The sequence below is a fragment of the Rufibacter ruber genome (assembly GCF_014138425.1).
GTDB lineage: Bacteria > Bacteroidota > Bacteroidia > Cytophagales > Hymenobacteraceae > Nibribacter > Nibribacter ruber_C.
On record NZ_JACJIQ010000009.1, the window covers coordinates 135,168 to 152,910 of the forward strand.

The 17,743-nt window shown below is 46.3% G+C and carries 15 protein-coding genes; 2 read left to right on the forward strand and 13 right to left on the reverse strand.

Going from position 1 to position 17,743, the window contains the following annotated elements; genetic code table 11:
• Nucleotides 1-20: 20 nt before the first annotated feature.
• The 8 genes from hutH to FHS90_RS12215 form a co-directional block, all read right to left on the reverse strand.
• Complete coding sequence (gene hutH, locus FHS90_RS12180; RefSeq protein ID WP_066832134.1) at nucleotides 21-1,526, reverse strand: histidine ammonia-lyase; 1,506 nt, start codon at nucleotides 1,524-1,526, stop codon at nucleotides 21-23.
• A gap of 1 nt (nucleotide 1,527) precedes the next feature.
• A complete protein-coding gene (hisS, locus tag FHS90_RS12185; protein WP_182513251.1) occupies nucleotides 1,528-2,910 on the reverse strand; it encodes a histidine--tRNA ligase in 1,383 nt (460 codons plus the stop codon).
• A 216-nt stretch (nucleotides 2,911-3,126) separates the two neighbouring features.
• Nucleotides 3,127-4,392, reverse strand: coding sequence for an O-antigen ligase family protein (locus tag FHS90_RS12190; RefSeq protein ID WP_182513252.1), 1,266 nt, complete (start codon nucleotides 4,390-4,392; stop codon nucleotides 3,127-3,129).
• A complete protein-coding gene (locus tag FHS90_RS12195) occupies nucleotides 4,364-5,485 on the reverse strand; it encodes a glycosyltransferase (RefSeq protein ID WP_182513253.1) in 1,122 nt (373 codons plus the stop codon). The genes FHS90_RS12190 and FHS90_RS12195 overlap by 29 nt, the downstream gene beginning before the upstream one ends.
• Before the next feature lie 65 nt (nucleotides 5,486-5,550).
• The gene (locus tag FHS90_RS12200; RefSeq protein ID WP_182513254.1) at nucleotides 5,551-6,675 is read right to left on the reverse strand and encodes a glycosyltransferase family 4 protein; all 1,125 of its coding nucleotides are present in this window, start codon (nucleotides 6,673-6,675) and stop codon (nucleotides 5,551-5,553) included.
• Nucleotides 6,656-7,960, reverse strand: a complete 1,305-nt coding sequence (locus tag FHS90_RS12205; protein WP_182513255.1) for an O-antigen ligase family protein — start codon at nucleotides 7,958-7,960, stop codon at nucleotides 6,656-6,658. Before FHS90_RS12205 ends, FHS90_RS12200 begins: the two co-directional genes overlap by 20 nt.
• A 3-nt stretch (nucleotides 7,961-7,963) precedes the next feature.
• On the reverse strand, nucleotides 7,964-9,025 hold the full coding sequence (locus FHS90_RS12210) for a glycosyltransferase family 2 protein (RefSeq protein ID WP_182513256.1): 1,062 nt from the start codon (nucleotides 9,023-9,025) through the stop codon (nucleotides 7,964-7,966).
• Complete coding sequence (locus tag FHS90_RS12215) at nucleotides 8,979-9,917, reverse strand: glycosyltransferase (protein ID WP_182513257.1); 939 nt, start codon at nucleotides 9,915-9,917, stop codon at nucleotides 8,979-8,981. Before FHS90_RS12215 ends, FHS90_RS12210 begins: the two co-directional genes overlap by 47 nt.
• Nucleotides 9,918-10,082: 165 nt before the next feature.
• Between FHS90_RS12215 and FHS90_RS12220 the strand changes: the two genes are divergently transcribed.
• A complete protein-coding gene (locus tag FHS90_RS12220) occupies nucleotides 10,083-10,328 on the forward strand; it encodes a hypothetical protein (protein ID WP_182513258.1) in 246 nt (81 codons plus the stop codon).
• Between the two features lie 623 nt (nucleotides 10,329-10,951).
• On the opposite strand, the gene FHS90_RS12225 is transcribed toward FHS90_RS12220, so the two are convergent.
• The 5 genes from FHS90_RS12225 to FHS90_RS12245 all read right to left on the reverse strand — a co-directional run bounded on the left by FHS90_RS12225 (nucleotide 10,952) and on the right by FHS90_RS12245 (nucleotide 15,929).
• Nucleotides 10,952-11,863, reverse strand: coding sequence for a glycosyltransferase (locus FHS90_RS12225; protein WP_182513259.1), 912 nt, complete (start codon nucleotides 11,861-11,863; stop codon nucleotides 10,952-10,954).
• 8 nt (nucleotides 11,864-11,871) lie between these two features.
• The gene (locus FHS90_RS12230) at nucleotides 11,872-12,522 is read right to left on the reverse strand and encodes a NeuD/PglB/VioB family sugar acetyltransferase (protein WP_182513260.1); all 651 of its coding nucleotides are present in this window, start codon (nucleotides 12,520-12,522) and stop codon (nucleotides 11,872-11,874) included.
• A 3-nt stretch (nucleotides 12,523-12,525) separates the two neighbouring features.
• Nucleotides 12,526-13,608 carry a DegT/DnrJ/EryC1/StrS family aminotransferase gene (locus FHS90_RS12235; RefSeq protein ID WP_066832121.1) on the reverse strand — a complete coding sequence of 361 codons (1,083 nt, stop codon included), beginning with the start codon at nucleotides 13,606-13,608 and terminating at the stop codon, nucleotides 12,526-12,528.
• On the reverse strand, nucleotides 13,601-14,383 hold the full coding sequence (locus FHS90_RS12240; protein ID WP_182513261.1) for a methyltransferase domain-containing protein: 783 nt from the start codon (nucleotides 14,381-14,383) through the stop codon (nucleotides 13,601-13,603). The genes FHS90_RS12235 and FHS90_RS12240 overlap by 8 nt, the downstream gene beginning before the upstream one ends.
• A 112-nt stretch (nucleotides 14,384-14,495) precedes the next feature.
• The gene (locus tag FHS90_RS12245; protein ID WP_246386969.1) at nucleotides 14,496-15,929 is read right to left on the reverse strand and encodes a lipopolysaccharide biosynthesis protein; all 1,434 of its coding nucleotides are present in this window, start codon (nucleotides 15,927-15,929) and stop codon (nucleotides 14,496-14,498) included.
• A gap of 843 nt (nucleotides 15,930-16,772) precedes the next feature.
• Between FHS90_RS12245 and FHS90_RS12250 the strand changes: the two genes are divergently transcribed.
• Nucleotides 16,773-17,405, forward strand: a complete 633-nt coding sequence (locus FHS90_RS12250) for a hypothetical protein (protein WP_182513263.1) — start codon at nucleotides 16,773-16,775, stop codon at nucleotides 17,403-17,405.
• The last annotated feature ends 338 nt before the right edge of the window (nucleotides 17,406-17,743 follow it).

Below are 17,743 nucleotides of genomic sequence, written 5' to 3' on the forward strand. Positions count from 1 at the left end.
CAAAAAGAGGAGCTGTTTTCTCACGCCATCAAATCTGCAAAGGGGTACTGCTGAATAAACTGGATGCTTTTGTCAATGTCTGGTTGCAACACGCGGTCCTGGTTCAGGGGGGCCACCTGTGAGCGGTATGCCTGCACCAGCTTTTCCAGGGCAGGTGACGTTTGGAGCGGCCTTCTGAATTCAAGCGCCTGCACGGCGGTCATCAGTTCAATGGCCAGGATGCGCTCCACGTTCTGCACTACCTGATACCCCTTGGTGGCCGCATTCGCCCCCATGCTCACGTGGTCTTCCTGCCCGTTAGACGAGACAATGGAATCAACGCTGGCCGGCGTGCAAAGCTGCTTATTCTGACTAACGATAGAAGCGGCCGTGTATTGCGGAATCATAAACCCGGAATTCAGCCCGGGCTCCTGGATCAGAAACTGCGGAAGACCCCGCTGCCCGGAGACCAGCTGAAAGGAGCGCCGCTCAGAAATGCTGCCCCACTCGGCCAGGGCGATGCTCAGGAAATCAAGGGCGAGGGCCAACGGCTGGCCGTGAAAATTTCCGCCAGACAGAATCAGGTCTTCCTCCGGGAAGACATTGGGATTGTCTGTCACAGAGTTCATTTCTGTGGTGAAGACCTGCTCTGCGTAGGCCAGTGCGTCCAGGCTTGCCCCGTGCACCTGCGGTACACACCTGAATGAATACGGGTCCTGCACCTGCGCCCTGGGTTTCTGCTGCATTTGGCTGCCCTGCAGCAACCCCAATATTCTGGCCGCCGACTGCTGCTGCCCGGGGTGGGGCCGCACCTGATGGATGTACGGCAGGAACGGGTCTGAAAGGCCCTCAAAGGCTTCCAGGGAAAGGGCGGCAATGGCGTCTGCGGCAAAGGAGAGGCGGCGGGCTTTGAGGCAGATCATGATCCCGTAGGCCGTCATGAACTGGGTGCCGTTCAGGAGCGCCAGCCCTTCTTTGGCCATAAGCGTGACCGGTTCCCAGCTGAAAATGTCCAGCACATCTTTTCCCTTCAACCTGAAATCCTGAAACGTCACTTCGCCTAAGCCCAGCAGCGGCAGGCAGAGATGGGCCAACGGGGCCAGATCGCCGCTGGCGCCTAATGACCCCTGCTGGTACACCACCGGGTAAATGTCTCGGTTGTAAAAAGCCAGCAGCCGCTGCACCGTTGATAGCTGCACGCCACTGTGCCCATACGCCAGGGACTGTACTTTGAGCAGCAGCATGAGCTTCACCACCTCAGCGGGAACCTCGGCCCCGGTACCGCAGGCATGCGACATCACCAGATTCTGTTGCAGCCTCTCCAGGTTCTCAGACGAGATGGTGGTGTTGCAGAGTGAGCCGAAGCCGGTGTTAATGCCGTACACCGGTTTGGTGGCTTCTTTCAGTTTCTGGTGCAGGTACTGGTGGCTGCGCCCTATCAACTGTTCTGCCTCTTCAGAAAGGGCCAGGGTGGCACCACTGCGCAATACCCGGTCCATCTGGGAGAGCGTAAAGGGGGCGGGGGAGATGAGGTGCTGCTCTGCCATTTTATGCGGGTAGGCTGTTTTGCAGTTCAGAAACAATCTCTGCCAATGGGAGACTCTTCTGCTCCCCCGTGCGCATGTTGCGCAGGTTCAACTGGCCGCTTTCCATTTCCTCTGAACCAATCAAGAGCACGTACGGGATGTTTTTCTGGTCAGCGTAGCCCATCTGTTTCTTCAGCTTGGTAGACTCTGGGAAAAGCTCAGCGGCTATGCCAGCTTTACGTAATGTCTGCAATACGGGCAGTGAATACCGCATTGCGGCATCATCAAAATTAGAGATCAGCACCTGCGTAATGGTCTGGCTGTCTTTCGGGAATAGGTTGAGCTCCTCCAGTACATCAAAAATGCGGTCCACGCCAAACGAGAAGCCCACCCCAGACACGCCCGGCAGCCCAAACATGCCGGTGAGGTTGTCATAGCGCCCGCCGCCGCTGATGCTGCCCATCTGCACGTTGTTCACTTTCACCTCAAAGATGCAGCCGGTGTAGTAGGAGAGGCCCCGGGCCAGGGTGACATCCAGCTGCAGTTTTGCCTTGTTTAGCGAAAAGGAGCCCAGAAACGCCAGCATCTGTCTGATGTCTCTCAGGCCGCGCTGGCCTTCTTCAGAGGTTTGCAGGAGCGCGTCTAGCTGGGGCAGCAGATCTTGCACGTCACCTGAGAGTTCCAGGATTGGCTGCAGCTGGGTCACCGCCTCTTCAGAAATGCCTTTCTCCCTGAGCTCGTTGTTTACGGCCTCCTGCCCAACTTTGTCCAGTTTGTCAATGGCCACGCATAAATCGGCCTCCCGGCCGAAGGCACCAATGGCTTCGGCAATGCCGGCCAACAGCCCGCGGTGGTTGAATTTGATGGTAAAATCGTCCAGCCCCAACGTGCTCAGCACCTCATCCATCATTAAGATGATTTCGGCTTCGCAGAGCAGGGAATTAGTGCCTACCACGTCGGCGTCACACTGGTAGAATTCACGGTACCGGCCTCTTTGCGGACGGTCTGCCCGCCACACCGGCTGAATCTGGTAACGCTTGAAGGGGAAGGAGATGTCATTGCGGTTCATGACCACGTACCGGGCAAAGGGTACGGTGAGGTCATAGCGCAGGGCTTTCTCAGAAATTTTACGGGTGAGCGGCTTGTAGCCCTGCTCCAGGTCCTGGGGGGTGATTTTATTCAGGAAATCACCGGAGTTGAGGATCTTGAAAATGAGTTGGTCCCCTTCGTCCCCGTATTTGCCGGTAAGCACTGAGAGGTTCTCCATGGCCGGGGTCTCCAGCGGCAGAAACCCAAATTTCTCAAAGGTGCGCTTGATGATGGAGAAGATATAATTGCGTTTCACCACCGTGGCCGGCCCAAAATCACGGGTGCCCTTGGGGATAGAAGGTTTGTCTTTGCTCATACTGAAGTTACTAATGCCGCGAAGATAGCAAATTCAGGAAAGACTTACGGTGGTTTGTGAGCAACTCAAACTTTCTGTTTTAGAGCTGTTTTTAGAAAAACAGCTCTAAAACAGACCTGAGGCTTTTTCAAGAGTATCTCTGAAAAACGGCATGGGAATGGGTTCTGTTTTCAGCCTGATTTTGCAAAAACAACCCGGAAACAGAAGGAGCGGGGCTTATACTTCTGAAGGTTTGGCAACAGATGCATGCTGGTTGCTTCTTCTGGGGGCAAACAGCAGGAGGGAGATGAGAAAGGAGAAGAGCAGGCTCCCGTCACGCCGTTGCAGCAGGGACTCTGTGAGGCAGCACAATGCAAAGATCAGGACAAAGCAAAACAGCAGGAAGTTTTGCTGTCTGTATGCCTTCCAGAGGGTGAAGAGGAGAAATAAGAGAAATAGCGCAACGCCAATAACCCCTATTTCCACCCCAAACATAAGGTATTGGTTGTGGGCGTCAAACCTGAAATTTACCCCTTCAGTGAAACCATTTTCTTTATACCTTTTCACCAACGCTTCTTCCCGGTCACCAGCGCCTACCCCCAACAATGGGTTTTCTTTGATCACTTCTAACGCCCCTTGCCACATCTGCCGGCGTTGGTCAACCCCTGCGTTCTCTGTGAATTTTATGCGGAGGTAGGTTACCTTCTGAACCAGGGTGATTCCGGTGACCAACGTGCCCAATAAGATGACCACCAGCATCCCAAACCTTCTTGCTTGTGCCGCCCGGTAGACCATTACCAGCGCTAATACCAACATAGTCACCACTAAAGACGTGCGGGAAGAAAGCAGGGCAAGCAGTGCAAAGAAAAACAAGCAGAAGAGCAGGTGGCCCCCCATGCTTTTCAAGTCACCACTTTTCTTTTTCTGATAGAGGAAATAGCAGTGGATTAAAAGGCTGGTACTTATGTACAGACTGTAATAGGGGGCATGAAAGTCTATTCGCTGGGGTAGAAAGTAAGAGAAATACGTCCAGTCTATCAGCCCCGCCCTGGTCAAATGTTCCGGGAACTTCCCAAAGTACTCTAAGAAGATAATAGTAATGGCGTATACGCTGAGTAAGAAGCAGCCAAAGCTGAAGGCAAACAAGGCGTTTTGCACCTGCTCCCGGGTCAGTTTCCGGTAAAACATGACCGCCAGCAGCGGGAGCGTGGCCAGCAGGTGCACAAAGTTGAGGGCTGCTTTCACATTAGAACTGTACAGCACAGACAGGAGCGTGAGACAGAAAAGGGCAAGCAGGGCCAAAAAAGTTTTTTCCCGTAGGATGGAGGAAAGGGCTGGCCTGGTCTTGACCGTGTGCCAGAGAAAGAAGCCCAGCAGGACAAAGAGAAGAATAGACTTCAGGTTGGTTCTGAGCGGAAGACAAAAAGCATACAAGTACACCAGGAAAGCAAAAAGGCTTTCCCCGGTCCTGATTTTAGTGAGAGAGGCTTTGCTGAAACCCATGAAATTTCTCTGTTACAAACTGCTGTATTTCTTCCTTAAAACGGTTATTGTTAAACCGTTGCACAGAGGCCTTGATTTTATGGGGGTCAAACTGGAACTGCGTATCTTCAAAAGTTGCTATGGCTTCCTGTAGGCTGGTTTTGGTCTGATTTCTGAAAAATAGCCCGGAAACAGGAGTGACCGTTTCAAGGGCGCCGCCCTTGCCATACGCAATGACAGGGGTGCCGCAGGCCTGCGCTTCTACCGGGGTGATGCCAAAATCTTCTTCGGCGGCAAAAATAAAGGCTTTTGCCCGCTGCAGGTAATCTTTCAGGACCTCAAAAGGCTGATAGCCCAGCAGGGTGACGTTCTTAGAGGCTAATTTCTTTATTTTCTGAAAATCTGGCCCGTCTCCAATCACCACCAGTTTTTTGTCAGGCATGTCCCTGAACGCCTCTACAATCAGATCAATCCGTTTGTAGGTGACCATGCGGGAGGCGGTAAAATAAAAGTCGCCATGCTGGGGCACGGTGGCAAAGCTGTCTACGTCTACCGGGGGATATATGACAGTAGATTGCCTTCCGTAGTTTTTAGAAATTCTACGGGCAATATAGTTAGAATTGGCTAAGAAATAATCAACCCGCTGCGTGGAGGCCAGGTCCCAGAGCCTGAACCGGTGCAGGATTATCTTGGCAAAAAAGCCTTTGATCCCCGTTTTCAACCCAGACTCCTGCAGGTACTGGTGGTACAGGTCCCAAGCATAGCGGGCGGGCGAATGGCAGTAGCAGATATGCAGTTGGTTGGCATGGGTCAGTACGCCTTTGGCTACGGCATGGCTGCTGGAGAGCACAACATCATACGCAGAGACATCTAGCTGCTCAATGGCCAGCGGCATCAGGGGCAAATAGTTTCTGTACTGTTTTCTGGCGAAGGGGAGATGCTGGATGAAGGTTGTAGTGGCTTTTTTGTGTAAAAGGTGCTTTCTGAAGGCATCAGGCATAAAGTCAATCACTGAGAACAGGTCTGCCTCCGGGAAAACCTGCAGCAGCTGTTCAATGACTCTTTCTGATCCAGAGAAATCAACAAACCATTCATGTACAATCGCAACTTTCACAAATTAGCCATTAAAATGTGTCCTTACCCATTACGTTCAAGAACCGCTTAACCCACTGTTTACCTCTAAACCGTCTCCAGAAGCTTTTTAAACAACTGAACGTGCTTTAAAGAAGATGCTTCCCAGGAGAATTTCAGACATCTTTCCCGCCCTTTCTGGATTAACTCAGCCTGTAAGGGTTGGTCCTGCAACACCCGCTCCATCTGCTGCCTAAGCTGATCTACATTCAACGCGTCAAAATATAACACGGCGTCTCCGCAAACTTCTGGGATACTGGCAGAAGTAGATGCCACCACTGGGCAGCCACAGGCCATAGACTCCAGTGGCGGCAGCCCAAACCCTTCATAAATAGAAGGAAAAACCGACAAAGATGCGCATTTATAGAGTAACGGCAAAAGAGAATCTGGCACAAAGCCGGTGAAATGAACAAAGTTTTTTAGTTCCGGCTGCCTCTCCAGCTGTTTAAACACCTCCTGGTCTGGGGTCAGAAAGCCCTGTTTCTGACCTACAATTACCAAGTGGAATTTTTGACGTAGCGCCAGGGGCAGTAGGGCATAGGCTGCCAGAAGCGTTTTGAGGTTCTTGTGGGGCTTTACATTGCCCACGTACAAAAGGTAGTCCTGTTTGGGCAGGGCAGGGAGCTGGCTACGCAGTTCTTTTATCTGCGTTGCACTGAAATCTTCATGAAAAATGCTTTTATCTACCCCACTGTGAATGACGGTAACTTTTTCAGGGGCACAATGGGTATAGTGGGTGATCTCTTTTTTAGAGAAATTTGAAACAGTTACCACCTGATCTGCCACCCTTACCGCGGCATTCAAAAACAAGGTAGCATATATTTTTTGCTTGAGGGTTAGGTTTTGCCTGTAGGCCAGGTGGTAGGTGTCATGTATAGTTACCAGCCTTCTTTTGGCCCTTATAGGAAGAAGTGGGGTAGTATAGTGAGGAGACCAGAAGACATCACAAGTTGGGATCTTCCAGCACAACTCCACCTGCTCTTTTATGGAATAGATGGGGGCTGATATAGGTATGATAGTAACTTGCGGGGCCCAGCTAAATTTTTGCAATTCCTCTTTCCTGCCAAGAACTATCACCTTGGCCAATGGGAGTAAGTACGGTATGGTCTGCTTTATGTAAACGCCAATTCCAGATGAGTTTACCATTCTGGCGTCAATTACGATGGAGGGCATTTTTGTTATTTTTAACAATGATCTGCTGAGCTAACAGAAAGCTAAACAGCAACCAGTACAAAAAGAAGTTTACTCTACTGCTCAAGGCAGAATTCAGTAGGCTGGCAGCAAAGAAGTAAGCTGAGAGTCCAATAAAAGTCAGGCAAAGCTGCTTTAGCCGTTGGTCTTCATACCTAAAGAAAAGCAGCAGGGAGTAGGCAACGCTGATCACGAAAAAGAGAAAATAGAGAGACCCTAATGGCAGGCCATTCTCCAGAAACAACTGAAACCAGTAGCCATCTGTGACAATTTTCTTCTCCGGATCACCACTCTGCCCTTGCGTACCTATTCCAGCGCCTGCAACAACGTGCTCTTTGAGGTAATCTATAGAATTAAAAATCTGCCTGAAATGCTCATCTGTAGAACCTATGGTGCCTACTTCCACCCCCGTCACCCTTCTGACCAAAAAAGAATCCTTAAAAAAATTGCCAATGCCAACCAGGGCCAGGACCAAAAGAGAAAAGCCCAGTATCAACTTGATAAGGTAATTCAAGGTAAACCGGCCATAACACAGAACATAGATGATGGCTCCTGACAAAATGGCTCCAAATAAGGCGGCGCGGGTATAGGTCAATACATTGGCCAGTAAAGTAATTCCTATATAAAACAGATCTATCTTTCTTTTCTGGTAGAGGTATTTAGGTAGTAGAATACAAAACAGGATAATGGTGAAGCTGGCGAAAATAATGGTGTTGCCCAATAAAGCGGTAGGCCTGACTATAGAAAATTCTACAAAACTAAAGGTCACTTCCCCTCTAAGTACCAGTAAGCTCATAGGAAGTTTGAAAGAGAAAATAAACTGGAAAATCGCAAACAAACAAAGCAGTATGCCTGCCAGATATAAGAGTCTGATGCTCCTGCCTATCTGTCGTTCTTTTCTGAAAAGAAGCGGGACATACAGTATGCTGGCAGCATATACGAGGTTGTTTCTTATTCCAAAAAGCCTTTCCAGAAGCGGGTTCACATCTAATGTAATGGTTTTAATCAAGGTGAGAACGAACAGGAAAAACCAAAATGCTGCAAAGAAAACATACGAGATGTTCATTTTTCCCGCTTGTAGGGTCAGCTCATAAAGGGTTAAGCCAGTATGGAGTAGTAAAAGGAAAATCAGAAGATCAAATACAATTGTACTTAAGCTTATCTCTGTAAAAGAGAGGAAATTGGTGATAAAACCACTAAACAGAAGCACCAGCAACAGCAGTGTTACCAACCAACTGGAAGCAGATATTTTATAGCTGGGGGCCATCCTTTATCTAGTTGTTAACATTAGGCGTAGCGTTGTCATTGCCCTTGAGAACTGAAACCTGGTCAATCTCAAAATAACAGAGGCCATTAAGAGGGAGAACAGCTGCAGGCGGCGTTCCGGATAAAATTTCTTAAAGAAGATGATTTTGCTTCTGATGCCGTGGTAGTCAGCTAACTCACTTTTTTTCTTTCCTGAAGAACTGGAGCCAATAGAACGTCCTTCTTTATGGAACACCTTACTCTGCCGGGCAAAACCAAGTGTAAAGCCTTTGCGCCTTCCCCTCTCAGCCCAATCCAGTTCTTCAAAGTATAAGAAGTAGCTCTCATCCAGTAAGCCAACCTGCTCAATGAAAGTCTTGCTTACAAACATTGAGGCACCCACAATATAATCTGGGGCTTGGATTCGTTCTGGTATTTCAGCCTCCTTTAGACCTTCTGCAATATGGCTGGAGGTAAAGGTTCTCAATGAAAGTTTGCCTCCTAAGGCCTGAATGGTGTCAGGGGCATGGTAGTACAGGATTTTTGATCCCCAGATGCCCACCTTCTTCTTTTTACTTTCAACTGATAACGCTTCTTTCACCAACTCAGATAGGCAGTTCTTGTCTACAACCGTGTCATTATTCAATAACCAAAGAAAGTCAGCGCTGTTTTGTTGTAAGGCAAATCTGATCCCTATATTATTGCCTGCGGCAAATCCTGCATTTTGATCTGATTGGTAGAAAAACAGCTTTGTTGTTGCTTCCAAAGCAACAGTGTCAACCTCGAGCACTTGCTTACGGGTAAGCACTGCAAAGGCAGAGGGTTCATTTTTAAAGTAAGAATCGGCCCAATTTATAAGATGCTGAAAGGAGTTATCAGGAGATGCATTGTCAACTACCATAATCTTGTTGTGAGGGTAGTCTAGCTTTAACAGGCTCTCCAAACATTCAATGGTGTCTTCCCATCCTTTATAATTCACGAGGACAGTATAAATCTGGGGCAGAAAAGACATACCTGAGTTTTGCTCTGTTAATGTAATATTATGCCCTTGCCAGCACATTAAGTGCTTTTTTGAAAGAGCTTCCAAAAAAGGAGAACTTCAAAATTAGAAATTTTCTCCTGAAGAAGTTTACCTTCTGCAGGGAGATAAACGCTTTAAGCACATTTTTTTTCTCAGGGAAGTAGTTGAGTTTTGAAGAGTACCTGTTATAAAAAACCGCTGCTTGTTCAATTTCAGCACCTAAAAGGGAAAAGTTGTTCCGGGAGATTTTACTTAAAGCGCTCTGGAATTTATTTTTCAGGCTACTTTGCCGGGCACCTACTACATTCTGGGGGTGTTGTCTGTACAGCACTGTTCGCTCTTGTAAAAAGGACACCTTCCCAAAACTGGCAGCCGTTAGAAGAAGCCATGTATCATGCATGAGCGCCTGGTTAGGGATAGGGAGTGCTATTTCAAGCAGTGGTTTATTCATAAGGGCTGTGCAACCCGTCATGACGTTTTCTACCAAAATTCTATTTAAATACCAATTAGAAGGATTAAGCTTCATAAACTCCCAGTAAGAGGGGTAGAGGGGCTGCAACTGTTCATCTACCACCTGCAGATCAGTAAAGACAAGGGCCGGTGTCAAAGGGGAGCTTTGCTTTTCTAGCAGCAGCAGTTTTTGAAGAGAGTTTTCAATTTTAGTGGGAAGCCACACGTCATCCTGATCGGCCAGCGCCACATAGTCACCGCTGGCCATACTGATTGCATTTGAAAAGTTCTGTACCACCCCCAGCCGTTCCCTGTTCACTGTATATTTTAAGTTGTGCGTGAGTGCGTACTGCTGAAGGATATCTATGGTTCTGTCTGTAGAAATGTCATCACAGACCACCACCTCCAGATTTGGGTGCGTCTGGTTAAAAATAGAAGCAAGCTGCTCCTCCAAGAACTTTTCTCCATTATAGGTGGCCATAGCTATGGAAACGAGAGGGGTAGTCATGCTTTTGGTCTGGATGGTAGTATTCTCTGGAGGAAAGAAATTTTAAGTTATTCTAACTCAATCAGAGTAAAGTTCTTTTTTTAACTTATATGTTTGGAGGCAAGAATGTCTTTTATTACCACACATCATTGTGCCTTCCTTTTACTTTTAGCGCTTGTTTAAATTTTGATTTTGCAAGCGAAAAAGGGGAGCGGAGGTTCTTCTATAGCGTTTTTTGAGCAGCATACGCCCCGCTATGGTGCCAGAAAAAGGCAAAGTCAGGTTCTTTTGATACCCGTTTGCAGCGCAAAAGACAAATTTAAACATGCTCTTAAAGCAATCTTAGATTTAGAAGATACTTCTATTCTTGATGTAAGCCCCAAAAATAGAAGCTCTGATGAAAGAAAAGGAATGAGAGCAAAAATACGTTAATAAAAAGAGAGGTTGAGATTGGAAAAGTAGAATCTTACACGGTTAGCAAGTTTTATAAAACTGAAAGCCTCCAACCTGGTAGCGAGTGACACTCTCCTAAATGGGGCCTCAGAAAAACTATTTCTGTTTTTGGCCTAGTTTTACAAAAACAGGCCAAAAACAGAAGCGGGGCCTTCCTGTGTAGAATAATAAAAGCATACCAGAAAGATTTTTGCTTCCCATACCTTTTGGAAAGGAAGCTGTTCAGAATTTTTCTTTCTTTCCCTGGCGCAAGCGTCTGCTAGTTTTTTTAGAAAAAGGAAGCTTCTGTTCTAGGGCTGTTTTTGTGAAACTAGACCTAAAACGTAGACACCAACACCGCTTGCGCCAGCCAAGACACTTTAAATCCAGAAAACAGAAAATTCAACGAAGCTTCTATGATCGGGAGCAATACCTCATAATGGCTTGGAACTATGAAAGAGAGTCCATTCGCAAAGATGCTGATTTCTGTTTTCGGGCTGTTTTTCAGAAAACAGCCCGAAAACAGAAACCAACGAAGGTTGAATAACTTACATAGCCGCCTTTTCCTTCAGTTTCAAAATTCTAAACAGCTCGCTCACTTACTTTCATCTTTCCCCAACTGTTTAAATTTTCAAGAACTTTTGGGGTACACGTGAACCAGGCACAAGTGTCAAAAACAGCCATACCGCCCATCTTTTTATGCTGGAGTTTGCTTGCAGGGCCTTGTAACTGTTCTGGACAGCTTCCTTTTTATTCTTCTCCTGTAAGTTGATCTTCACTAAGTGGAGATAAAACCCTGATATTGTCTGCTGTATGTTTTTATGGTAACTGTAGTTCAGGAAGGCATCCAGAGCCTGAAAGGTGGCAACATTCTTAGTCAACATGGTTTTTACCTTGGCGGTAGAAGCATAAGCGGTGGAGATGGCTCCCCCTGAATGCACTCTATACGTCGCCATTACCTCTGGCAAAAAGCCTATTTTACCTTTATGAGCGTTTAAAATATGGAGCGGCCAGTCACCAATGGCAGCTTTTAAAAGAAAAGCTGGGTAGGGCGCAACCAGATGATTTCTGAAAAGGCAGGTGGCTGTGAAAATGAAGTTTTCTCTAAAGAGGTCTTTTATGGTAGAAACAGGAGGTTGGTCTAAATTAGAGGTCTCTTCGTTGCCACTGGGCTCCATAACAATTCTTGCCCTGTGGAAGGAGATAGAAAAATCAGGGTTTTGATCTAAAAAGTCTACTTGCTTCTGTAGTTTTAGCTCGTCCGTCCAGTAATCGTCACCTTCGCATAAGGCAATGAACTCTCCTTTGCAGGCATCAAGGGTTTGGAGGAAATTTTTCATCATTCCTACATTGGTATCAGGAAGCAGAAGCCTTATTTTTTCCGGGAAAGTTTCTCCATATTTTTTGATAATGGAACGGGTCGCGTCTGTAGAGCAGTCTTCCCCAATGATTAACTCAAACGGAAAATCTGTTTTTTGCATGAGCACCCCTTCAATTGCCTGTACTATAAAGTCTGCATGGTTGTAGGCAATCATGCAGACGCTTACCTTAGGAGCCATTCGCTAGTATTCGTTTTAATTACCCGGGCTGGTACCCCCACCGCTACCGAATGGTCAGGTATGTCCTGGGTAACTACCGCCCCAGCCCCTATTACTACATTTATACCAATCTTCACCTTGGGCAGCACCGTAGAAGCCGCCCCTAGAAAAGAGAAATCACCTATGGTTGCCCCGCCATTTACTATAGTACCGGGTGACAGTTCTGTGTACTTCCCTACCACCACATCATGGTGCACTTGCACGCCAGCATTCAGTAAGGAGCCCTCCCCAATCTGCACACTATTAGAGACTAGAACCTTTGACATAACATTCAATCCCGTGCCAAGGGAAACCCCATACTGGCCAATGTCTGCCTTATGGTCAATAACAGAAACCAAAGAACCGCCTAACTCTGTGAATTTTTGACCTAAGGAGAACCGAATCTTAGGTTGGCCCACCCCCAGCGCAAAACGATTGTCATTCCTGAAAATCTGGCCTACTTCGTCTATAGACCTGAGGATAGGGAAGCGTCCGTAAAGCTGCGGGGGAAGGTCTCTGGTCACATCATCAAAAAAAGACAAGCCAGAAGTTTCGCCATTGGCTGTTAGAACCTGCAGCAGATCTTTTGCATGGCCGTTGGCTCCAATAATGATCATGGGCTAATAGTTTTGGGCTCTTAACAAGGCCCTTGAAATCATGTCTACTTCCTCAACAGAAAGCTCATGGTACAAAGGCAGGCAAAGGACCCGTTTAGAGATATCGCCAGATGTCTGCACCGGATAAGCTGTAGTGATGTACTCCAGTGTCTCCAGAGAAGGGTAGAAGTATCTTCTAGGGTAGACATAGACACCATGTAACGCCTCAATAGCCTTTAGCAAAGCTGGTTCGTCTTCAAAAATGACAGGGTAGTAAGCATGGTTTGCGGTATGGTTAGAAAGAACAGAAGGGCGTTGCACCTTTAGCCTACGAAGCATGTGGTCATACCGCTCTGACAGCTCTTTCCTTTTTTGAAGAATTTCATCAACATATTTTAAATTACAGAGCCCCATGGCGGCATGAAACTCACTGTTCTTGCCGTTGATGCCTATACCGGAGAATTTTTCTGGCCCATTGTGGCCAAAGTTTCTCATGAAGGCTATTTTTTTTGCGGTTTCAGGGTCTTTGGTGACAATGGCGCCCCCTTCAATGGTATGGAATAATTTAGTGGCATGGAAACTCAGCGTTGAAACATCACCAAAGTGGAAGACGGAACCCGTGCCTATTTTTGAACCGAAAGCATGGGCCCCATCATAAATGACGCGCAGGTTGTGTTTTGCGGCCACCGCTTCAATAGCTTCTGCATCACACGGGTTCCCGTACACATGCGTGGCTAGAATGGCAGTGGTACGGGGGGTGATGGCCTCCTCTATAAGCGCAGGGTTAATGTTGAGCGTGCCTGGGTGAATGTCAACAAAGACAGGGGTGCAGCCTTCCCAAACAATGCTACTGGTAGTGGCAACATAGGAGAACGGGGTGGTGATGACTTCCCCGGTCAGCCCTAGTGCTTTGATTGCTATCTGTAAGGCTATGGTGCCGTTGCTTACATAGAACAGATGAGGTACCTCAAAATATTCCTTTAGCCTTAGCTCCAACTCATTGACCAGCGGACCATTGTTCGTTAACCATTCCCTTTTCCAGATGCCCTGTAAATAGGTGTCATATTCTTCCTTAGGGGGCAGAAACGGTTTAGTTACATTAATCATTTTCTTTGGAAACTATGTACAGAACAGAACGTGGGCTGATGCCATTTTTTATAAACTCCTCTGGGGTGAAATCCTTCACCGTCCATTCTCTAACCTTGAAGCCAGCTCCTTTAAGTCTGCCCACGAAACCACTCTTAGAAAACTGGCGAATATGGTCATCCTGTCCAAAGCGTCGCCACCTCTCAGGTATAGACTCAAGGGTGGGTTCTTCATCAATTTGTTCAATAGATAAGAGAACAGGCACCATGGCAATTCCCCAACCCGCAGGTTTCAGGACCCGGTATAGTTCCTTCATTGCTTTTTGATCATCTGGCACATGTTCTATAACATGGGAGCAAATGAACGCATGGAAGCTACTGTCTTCATACAAATGCATATCAGTAAGATCTACCTGATCATCTACGTCATGCATATAAAGATCAGCCGACCTATACGTGATGTTAGGGAAGGATTTGATAAAGCTTCTTAAGGCCGGGGCGGGGGCAATATCCAGCAGTCTGTATGGCACCAGAGGGTCAATTACCTTCTTCATATAGAGCGCATACAGCCTGTCCCTGTCTGAGCAACCACACCGGGGGCATTGGTACTCCTGCACATTGAGAGTTTCAAAATCATCAAAAGAATAAGGCCACCCATACTCCTTCAGCTTTTGGGCGTAATGAGGTGATAAAGCCTTAAATGAAAATATTTTACTGTTGCAAACAATACATTGTCTTCTGGCTGGTAAAACACCTGTTATAACCCTATAAGCAAGGCTTTTTATCTTTTGTAGCATCTTAGCGGGGAGAGTCAGTGTTAGGAGAGGGTTCTTTTAATGAACTTCAAAAATGCTTGAACAAGAAGCAAATGGTGAAGGATATTGAATGTAAAGGTAAATTAGTTTAGGGTTACTTGCCTTTCTGGCTCAGAATATTTGAAAATTTTTCTTTGATAAGTAGTGACGCTTCCGTTCTAAAAATCAAATTAAGCCCTATATAAAGAAAAAGGATGGTAGACGCCTCCAGCCCCAACATTAAGATTCTGGGTAGCAAAAGGTACGTTTTAATCTGCATTGCCGCAAAACCAGAGATAAACGCCAGCAGGAAATAAGGAACAATCATTCTGGCCTGTGTGCCCATAGACAGACTGATATCTCTGCTCACAAACAACATATTCACTAAAACCGAAATAAAGTAAAAGATGACCATCCCGTACAGATAAGCTGTAATACCCATCTGGAACCCGATAATAAAAACCAGAAGCAGAATTGATTTTTTTATCATGTCTAGTTTAAGAAAGGCTGACGAATTTCCCCGGCCACTGATAAGGTTCACCATGATAGAGCTTAACGGGTAAGCAAACCCCCCTAACAGCATAATTCTGAAATAGACAATAGACTGACTCCATTTTGAGGTGAACAGGAGAAGAATGATATGGTCTGCAGAAACATATAAAATGCTTAACAGGATAAACGCTAAAAAGGAAACCGTTACTAGGGATTTCTTATAAACGGAGACCACTTTCCCTATATCATGCTGATGCCTGCTAATTACAGAGAAAAATACTTTTGTAATGCTCCCAGAACTGTAATGCACCACCAGGCTATTCAGGGATTGGGCCCGTGTATAATACCCCAGTGACGAAGCATTAAAAATCTTTCCAATGATAAAGACATCTAAACGGCTAAAGATATTCTCAAGCACCGTGGGCAGAAAGATTTTTGAACCGAAAGCCCATAACTCCCGCACAGAAGAAAGGTTGAAAGTCCATGTTGGCTGCCAGGGGGAGAAAAGCCATAGAAGCAGCGTGAAAATTATTGTATTGAGCAGGCTTTGTGCCACCAGGCTCCATACTCCATACCCCAGGTAAGCCATGGCAATGCCTATTGCCCCAGATACAGCCACTGCTATGCCCCTGTAAATGGCCAGGGGTTTTAAATCAATGGCTTTTAAGAGTTTAGAGGTCTGTATTAACGCAAAGGCATTGAGTAGAAAAACCGGGGAGATTCCTTGAATCAAGGGAGCCAAGGAAGGCTCTCCATAGAAATCTGAAACCATTCCTGAACTTGCAAATATCAATACAGACAGCAGCAAGCCAACCATTAGGTTTAAGTAGAAGACTGTGGAATACTGTTCCTCCGTGATTTCCTGCTTTTGCACAAGAGCGGTACTAAAGCCCATGTCCATAAACGCATTTGCAAAGGTTACAATCACCATGACCATGCTCAGGAAACCGAAGTCTTCAGGTGACAGGAGGCGGGCCAGGATAATTGAAACAATCAAACCAATTCCCTGGTTAAGGACCTTTTCTAAAAAATCCCAGTAAATTCCTTTTAAAAACATTAGAGAAAACGGGACACAAGATCAAAGCCGCACCTAGGCCTATTGGTCTTAATGATAAAAAAGAGAGGTTGGTTCTACTGTAACAAAGTAACCAAACAAATAGGCAACGTCAAAGGGCCAGAGCAACTTTAGCAGGAAGGGTACACCCAGGGAGAGCGGGCCAGGGGGGAGCAATCTGCTGTAGCCGGCTGTTCAGGAGGTCAAAAGCCAAGTACCGGTGAAAGTGTATCAGGGACTATGGTCAAATTTCTCTGTTATACCTGGTCAGCTGGGGTAGAACCACTTTTCTATTTAGCTAAAGCAGGATCAGCTTTTGGTTTTGCAGGCGAAAAAGAGCAGCGTCAGGTCTAGGTTAAGCTCTTTTTGCGCAGCCTAGGTGCGCTTTGGCTGGCAAATTGGAGAGAGGCAGGTGGGCGCTAGATTGATTTGCAGCACAAATGTCAATCTGCGCAATACCAGTACCTGTCACTAACCAAAGATGGGCCCAAGTTCATTTACTTTTGTTCATTTTCTTAAAATCCTCATCTTTACATTAGTTTTCTTCAGCATTTTATGGACAACAGTACTAGGGAGCCGTCTAAGCCCGCTTCCGTTTATTCAGATGAAATAGATCTCAGGTTGGTTTTGATAAAGCTCAACCAGCTTTACCACAGGCTTTTATCTGGCTTGAAACGTACTGCCATTATCAACTTTAACTATTTTTTCCTGCTTGTTCTTACACTCCTTCTTGGGATAGGGGCGGGGCAGCTGGTTTTTCAGGTAAAGCGGAAATATTTTATTAGTACCATGACCTTGGCGCCTGCTGAAATAAGAAATGACTATTTCAAGGGTGAAGTTGAAAGAATGAACAAATTAGTGATGGATGGGAATTTAGATGAGATTTCGGCCAACCTTAACATGAGCAAAGACAAAGCCTCTTTCATCAAGTCCCTCAAATTTTCTAACCTGGATCAATTCTCAGAAGAGGTAGATACCGTGATATATGGCGGACCTTTCAGCATAGAAGCAGAAGTCTATGACCAGACAATTTTTGTTCCTCTCCAGAAAGGGCTCGTGCATTATTTTAACAAAAATGATTTTTTCACCAAAAGTACCGGCGCAAAGAGGGAGTACATGGAACGGGTGCTTGCCAAACTGGAATATGATATTGCGTCCCTTGACAGTGCTAAACAGTCAACCATCTCCCTCAAAAGGCTTAAACAGCCGGTAAACGAACTGGTGAAGGGTGACTTGGTAGATCAGGCAGGTTTGTATGAGACAGGTTTGAATTTAGTTGAAAAGCAGGAATACCTTCGGTCAAGGTTAAAAACCTTGGAGATCGTGCAGGTAGTAGTAGGTTTCGCTCCTATCCAAAAGCCAACAAAGCCCGTTTTAAAAGAACACCTGATTATAGGAGGTATCATAGGCTACCTCATTGGCCTTCTTTTGGCCTTTTGGTATGATAACCATAAAAGAAGCAAGGCAAGTTTGATATAGGAAAAAAACTGGCACCGTGGTTGGCGTTTCAGTTTAACGTTTATAGCTAGTGGCGCAGAGCTAGGCAGGCGACGCTGTATCTGGCTTGTTTTCAGAAAAATAGCCCGAAAACAGCAGCGCCTTTTGTTAAGCAGGTCAAAAAGCTTTCGTTAAAGGAGATGTACCTTCTAAAACGTCTGCCGGTTTAAAATCTAAAGAACTTCCCTGGTATTACTTTTTCCGTTTGTCTTGGGTGGGAAAGGTTGAGCTGGTGGTGCCGTTTTTGGTCTATTTTTAAAAAAACAGCCCCAAAACAGAAGCTTTAGAGACAATCGCAGTCCTTGGCCAAAGATTGAAGT